This is a genomic window from Piscinibacter sp., from assembly GCF_050175855.1.
Taxonomy (GTDB): Bacteria; Pseudomonadota; Gammaproteobacteria; order Burkholderiales; family Burkholderiaceae_C; genus Piscinibacter.
Map to the genome: position 1 here is coordinate 1 of NZ_JBFXIO010000323.1, position 6019 is coordinate 6019.

A 6019-nucleotide genomic window follows, 5' to 3' on the forward strand; every position below is an offset into this window, starting at 1 on the left:
GGCCAACCGCATCGGCGGCCGCCACGGCCTGGGCATGAGCGACCAGATCGAGAACCGCATCATCGAGGCCAAGAGCCGCGGCATCTACGAGGCCCCGGGCCTGGCGCTGCTGTTCATCGCCTACGAGCGGTTGGTCACCGGCATCCACAACGAGGACACCATCGAGCAGTACCGCGACAACGGCCGCCGCCTCGGCCGGCTGCTCTACCAGGGCCGCTGGTTCGATCCGCAGGCGCTGATGCTGCGCGAGACCGCGCAGCGCTGGGTGGCGCGCGCCATCACCGGCGAGGTGACGCTGGAACTGCGCCGCGGCAACGACTACTCGATCCTCAACACCGAGTCGGCCAACCTGACCTACAAGCCCGAGCGGCTGACGATGGAGAAGGGCGAATCGATGTTCTCGCCGGCCGACCGCATCGGCCAGCTGACGATGCGCAACCTCGACATCGCCGATACGCGCGAGAAGCTCGCCACCTACTCGCAGGTGGGGCTGCTACCCTCCGGCGGCTCGGAGCTGCTGCCCCTGCTGAAGAAAGACTGATCAGCCGCGCGCGTCGAAGGCGCTGATCGCGCCGGCCACGCGCGCCAGCGGCAGCACCTCGTCGACGCCGCCCATCGCGATCGCCTCCTTCGGCATGCCGAAGACGACGCAGCTCGCCTCGTCCTGCGCGATGGTGCGCGCGCCGCGGTCGTGCATTGCCTTCATGCCGCGCGCGCCGTCGTCGCCCATGCCAGTGAGGATGATGGCCAGCGCGTCGCGCCCGGCGCATTCGGCGGCGGAGCGGAACAGCACGTCGACCGAGGGCTTGTGACGGTTGACCGGCGGGCCGTCGGCCACCGCCACGTAGTACTGGCCGGCATTCTTCTTCAGCTGCATGTGGCGGCCGCCGGGGGCGATCAGCACCACGCCGCGTTCCAGTCGGTCGCCGTCCTTCGCCTCGCGCACGTTCATCGCGCACAGGCCGTCCAGGCGCTGCGCGTACATCGCGGTGAAGCGCTCGGGCATGTGCTGCACGATGGCGATGCCCGGCGCGTCGCCGGGCAGCTGCAGCAGCACGCTCTCGATCGCCTGCGTGCCGCCGGTGGAGCTGCCCAGCACCACCGGCTTGTTCACGGCCAGCGCGTGCAGGCCAGCGACCGGCGCACGCGATGCGGTACGCGCCGCCGCGAGCGCGGCGCCGCCGCCTGCCTTCGGCCGCGCGCGTGCGGCGGTCTTCAGCGCCTGCACCAGCTCGCGGCGCGAATCCTCGAGGAACTGCTTCAGACCGAGCCGTGGCTTGGCCACCACCGCCACCGCACCGGCGGCGAGCGCCTCGAGCGCGGCCTTGCTGCCATCGGTGGTCAGCGTCGAGCAGATCACCGTGGGGATGGGGTCGGTCTCCATCACCTGGCGCAGGAAGGTCAGGCCGTCCATGCCGGGCATCTCGATGTCCAGCAGCAGCACATCGGGCCGCTGGCGCTTGATCGCCGGCGCGGCCAGCAGCGGATTCGGCGCGCTGCCGATCAGGCGGATCTCCGCGTCGCCCTGCAGCAGGTGCTGCAGCGTCTGACGCACCACGGCCGAGTCGTCGACCACGTAGACGTTGATGCTCATGTCGCTTTCTCAGACCGGCACGGCGGTGATCTCGGGCGCGTCCGGGCCGACCGTCCAGCGCAGCCGCCGGTAGGCGGTGCCGCCGACGTCGTGGCGCAGCACGCGCACGCCTTCGGAGGCGAGCACGTCAAGCACGTGGTGCACGTTGCGCTCGCCCACCGGCTGCTGTGGGTAGACCCCCGGGAACATATTGCCGCCGCCGAAGACGTAGGCTTCGCACAGCTCCAGCCTCATGCCGTGCGCGAACAGGCGGCGCTGCATCTCGGCCAGGGCCACGTCGGCGTGCCGCGTGTCGCCCGGGCGCCCGGCAGGCGCGCCGGCCGCATGCACGATGTGGCACATCGCGCCGACCGTGCGGCGCGGGTCGGTCAGGATCACCGCGACGCAGGAGCCGAGCAGCGTCTCGAAGCGCTCGCCGCGCACGCCGCAGGCCACGTCGCCCGGGTGGAGCACGTGCGGCGGCGACATCTGCGGGCCGGAGGGCTGCACCACCTTCACGCGATCACCTTGCGGAACGCGCCGGGTGCCAGCGTCTTCAGCGGCGTGCGGCAGTTCACCCGCCCCTCGGCGGTGCCGAGGAACAGGATGCCGCCCGGCCGCAGCTGAGAGAGCACGCGGTCGACGACCTGGATCTTGGTCGGCGGGTCGAAGTAGATCAGCACGTTGCGCAGGAAGACCACGTCGAACGGGCCGATGTTTTCGATCGGCAGGCACAGGTTGAGCTGGCCGAAGCGCACGTGCTCGCGCAGCCGCGGCTGGATCTGGCTCAGGCCCTCGGCGTCGCCCTCGCCGCGCAGGCAGTAGCGCTTCAGGCGCTCGGGCGAGACGTGACGCAGCCGCTCGTTGGGGTAGATGGCCTGCATCGCGCTGCGCAGCACGCGGTCGCTGATGTCGGTGCCGAGGATGGACCAGTCGGCGCCGATCAGCCCGCGCTGCTGCAGGTCGGCCAGCAGCATCGCGGTGGTGTAGGCCTCGTCGCCGAACGAGCTGGCCGCGCTCCAGACGCGCAGCGCGGCCGGGCGCTGTTGCGTCAGCTCGCGCTCGAGCAGGTCGAAGTGCGCCGGCTCGCGGAAGAAATAGGTCTCGTTGGTGGTCAGCAGGTCGACGGCCACCTGGAACTCGCCCTGGTCGTCGTGGCTGGCGATCAGCGCGAGGTACTCCTCGAAGCGGTCCATGCCCAGGCGCTGCATGCGCGGCGCCAGGCGCGAGGCCACCAGCGGCTTCTTGTGTTCGGCGAACGACAGTCCGACCGACGAGTGCATCAGATCCGCAATGGCGCGGAAGGTCTTGTCCTGCAGGGCGGGCATGTGTCTCGCGGCCGCTCAGGCAGCCAGCGCCTCCACCAAGTGCTCGCACAGCTGGGCCATCTCGTCGACATCGAAGGCGCGGTCTGGGTCCAGCAGCACCACGAGGCGGTCGCCGCGCTTGCCGATCGCGCGGATGAAGTCGCGGCGCACCGAAGTGCCGAAGTTCGGCGGCGGCTCGATCGCGTCGGAGGCGAGATCCACCACCTCGCTGACGGCATCGACCATCAGGCCGAGCTCGGTGCGCTCGCCGTCGCGCAGCGAATCGAAGATCACCACGCAGGTCTTCTTGCCCACGGCGGCCGCATGGCGGCCGAATCGCGCGTGCAGGTCGATCACCGGCACGACGGCGCCGCGCAGGTTGATCACCCCGCGCACGAAGGACGGCATCAGCGGCACGCTGGTCATCGGCGCGTACTGGATGATCTCGCGCACGCTGCGGATGTCCAGCGCGAACATCTCCTCGCCGAGCCAGAAGGTGAGGTACTGGGTGCTCGCACTGTCAGCCATGGCGATGACTCAGTAAGGCCGGAAGTTGGAGGTGCCGGTGGCCTGGCGCGACGGCGCTGCCGCCACCGCTCGCGGGGTCGTGGGGCGCATCGGCGTGTTCGGCGCGCGGCGCTCGACGAAACCCTCGACGTGCCCGCCGCCGGCAGCGAAGAACGCCACCGACTGCTGCAGCTGCTCGGCCTGTCCGGAGAGCTCCTCCGAGGTGGCGGCGAGTTCCTCCGAGGCCGAGGCGTTCTGCTGCGTGGCCTTGCTCAGCTGGCCCATCGCCCCGCCGATCTGCGTGACCGACTGGCTCTGCTCGCTGCTGGCCGCGGCGATCTCCTGCACCAGCTCGCTGGTCTTCTGGATCGACGGCACGATCTCGTCGAGCAGCTTGCCGGCACGCTCGGCGGTCGAGACGCTGTTGGCCGCCAGGTCGCCGATCTCCTTGGCCGCTTCCTGGCTGCGCTCGGCGAGCTTGCGCACCTCGGCGGCCACCACCGCGAAGCCCTTGCCGTGCTCGCCGGCGCGCGCCGCCTCGATGGCCGCGTTCAGCGCCAGCAGGTTGGTCTGGTAGGCGATGTCGTCGACGATGCTGATCTTCGCGGCGATCTGCTTCATCGCCACCACGGTCTTCGTCACCGCCTCGCCGCCCTCGGCGGCTTCCTTGCTGGCCTTGGTGGCCATGCCGTCGGTGACCTTGGCGTTGTCGCTGTTCTGCGAGATCGAGGCCGACATCATGTCGATCTGCGAGGTGGTCTCCTCCACCGACGAGGCCTGCTCGCTGGCTGCCTGCGACAGCGACTGCGCGGTCGCGCTGACCTGGTTGGCCGCGCCGGTCAGCGCCTCGGCGGCGGTGCGCACCTCGTCGATGATGCCGGCCAGCTTGTCGCAGCTGGAGTTGGCGTCCTGCTTGACGCGGTCGAAGGTGCCACGTGCCTCGCGGGTGATGCGCTGTGTCAGGTCGCCGGAAGCCAGGCCCGAGAACACGCGGCCGACGTCGTCGACGATGTCCGCCAGCGTCTGGCTGGTGGCATTGGCGTCGGTCTTGAGCTGGCCGAAGCTGCCGGCGTAGTCGCGCGAGATGCGCTGGGTGAGGTCGCCCTCGGCCAGCGCGCCGAAGACGCGGCCGACGTCGTCGAAGATCACCGAAGTGGTTTCCATCAGCGCGTTCACCCCCGCACACAGCTCGGCGATCGGGCCGCTCTTGCCGTCCAGCGGGATGCGCTGCGCCAGGTCGCCGGCCTGGGCGGCAGCGGTCACGGCACGCGCCTGCTCCACGGCATCGCGAAGCATCTGGTTGGCCCGGTGCTCGGCGGTCACGTCGGTGGCGATCTTGACGATCTTCACGACGCGGCCCATCTCGTCCTTCACGGGCGCATAGACCGCCTGAATCCACACCGGCTCGCCCGTGCGCGTGATGCGCTTGAAGATCTGGCTGCTCGCCTTGCCGTCGTTGAGGTCGCGCCAGAACGCCGCGTACTCGGCCGACTGCGCAAGGGACGGCTCGACGAACATGCGGTGGTGCTTGCCGCGCACGTCTTCGAGCGAGTAGCCCATCAACCCGAGGAAGTTCTTGTTCGCCGCGAGCACGTGGCCGCCGAGGTCGAACTCGATGTAGGCATAGGCCGCGTCGATCGCGCCGAGGATGCCGCGGGCGTTGTGGCGCTCCAGCTCCGACTCGGTGATGTCGTAGCGCACGCCGAGGTACTTCATCGGCTTGCCGTTCTCGCCGAGGATGGGCGCGATCACCGCGTCGACGTAGTAGGGCGTGCCGTCCTTGGCGCGGTTCTTCACCACGCCGCGGAAGATCTGCCCGCGGCCGATGGTGGCCCACATCTGCTTGAACACCTCCTTGGGCATGTCGGGGTGCCGTGTGGTGTTGTGGCCGTGGCCGATCAGTTCGTCGCGCGAGTACTTCGAGACCTCGAGGAACTTCTCGTTGATGCTGAGGATGTCGCCCTTCTTGTCGGCCTCCGAGACGATGCTGGTCACGTTCATGATCTCGGTGCGAACCTTCAGCTCGGCCTCGACCTCGTCGAGCCGTGCCTTCACCTGCGCCAGCGTGGCGGCCAGGTCGGAGCGCTCGGCCTCGGCCGCGGAGCGCGCCTTCTCCGAGTGCGCCAGGGCGTCGGCGGCCTGGCGGAGTTCCGCGCCAGCGAACAGATTGGCGAACAGGGAGTGCTGGGGCTGTGTCATGACGGCTCTCTTTCGGTGGCAGTGGGAACGGGACGGGCGGGGCTCGCCGCGGCGAGCTGGCACAGGGAGGCCACGTCGAAGATCAGTGCGACTTCGCCATTGCCCAGGATGGTGGAACCCGACATGCCGCGCAGGCTGCGGAACATGCGGCCGAGCGGCTTGATGACGGTCTGGTGCTGGCCGAGCAGGGCGTCGACCATCACCCCGAAGCGCTGCGCACCGGCCTGGATGACGACCACGCTGCTGCGAGGCGGCTGCGGCGTATCGAGGGCATAGAGACGGCGCAGGCTCACCACCGGCAGCACGCGCCCGCGCAGCTCGATCATGCTGCGCCCGCGGGCGTCGAGCGCGGCGGCGCTGGGCTGGTTCTCGATGACCTCGACCACGGCATCGAGCGGGAAGATGAACTTGCTCGCGCCCACGCCGATCAGGA

6 protein-coding genes and 1 pseudogene are annotated in these 6019 nt (G+C 69.8%); 1 reads left to right on the forward strand and 6 read right to left on the reverse strand.

Features of this window, described 5'->3' with window-relative positions; translation table 11 throughout:
* Positions 1 to 541: pseudogene (locus AB7U92_RS20220) on the forward strand (argininosuccinate synthase); the annotation flags it as partial.
* On the opposite strand, the gene AB7U92_RS20225 reads toward AB7U92_RS20220, so the two are convergent.
* From AB7U92_RS20225 to AB7U92_RS20250, 6 genes are all read right to left on the reverse strand, one after another.
* On the reverse strand, positions 542 to 1594 hold the full coding sequence (locus tag AB7U92_RS20225) for a protein-glutamate methylesterase/protein-glutamine glutaminase (protein WP_428581167.1): 1053 nt from the start codon (positions 1592 to 1594) through the stop codon (positions 542 to 544). It abuts the pseudogene before it with no gap.
* 9 nt (positions 1595 to 1603) lie between these two features.
* On the reverse strand, positions 1604 to 2092 hold the full coding sequence (locus AB7U92_RS20230; protein WP_428581170.1) for a chemotaxis protein CheD: 489 nt from the start codon (positions 2090 to 2092) through the stop codon (positions 1604 to 1606).
* Positions 2089 to 2901, reverse strand: a complete 813-nt coding sequence (locus AB7U92_RS20235) for a CheR family methyltransferase (protein ID WP_428581173.1) — start codon at positions 2899 to 2901, stop codon at positions 2089 to 2091. The genes AB7U92_RS20230 and AB7U92_RS20235 overlap by 4 nt, the downstream gene beginning before the upstream one ends.
* A 15-nt stretch (positions 2902 to 2916) precedes the next feature.
* Positions 2917 to 3408, reverse strand: a complete 492-nt coding sequence (locus tag AB7U92_RS20240) for a chemotaxis protein CheW (protein ID WP_428581176.1) — start codon at positions 3406 to 3408, stop codon at positions 2917 to 2919.
* A 9-nt stretch (positions 3409 to 3417) separates the two neighbouring features.
* The gene (locus AB7U92_RS20245; RefSeq protein WP_428581179.1) at positions 3418 to 5586 is read right to left on the reverse strand and encodes a methyl-accepting chemotaxis protein; all 2169 of its coding nucleotides are present in this window, start codon (positions 5584 to 5586) and stop codon (positions 3418 to 3420) included.
* Positions 5583 to 6019, reverse strand: a 437-nt coding sequence (locus AB7U92_RS20250; RefSeq protein ID WP_428581182.1) for a chemotaxis protein CheW, incomplete at its 5' end; no start/stop codon positions are given. The genes AB7U92_RS20245 and AB7U92_RS20250, both read right to left, overlap by 4 nt.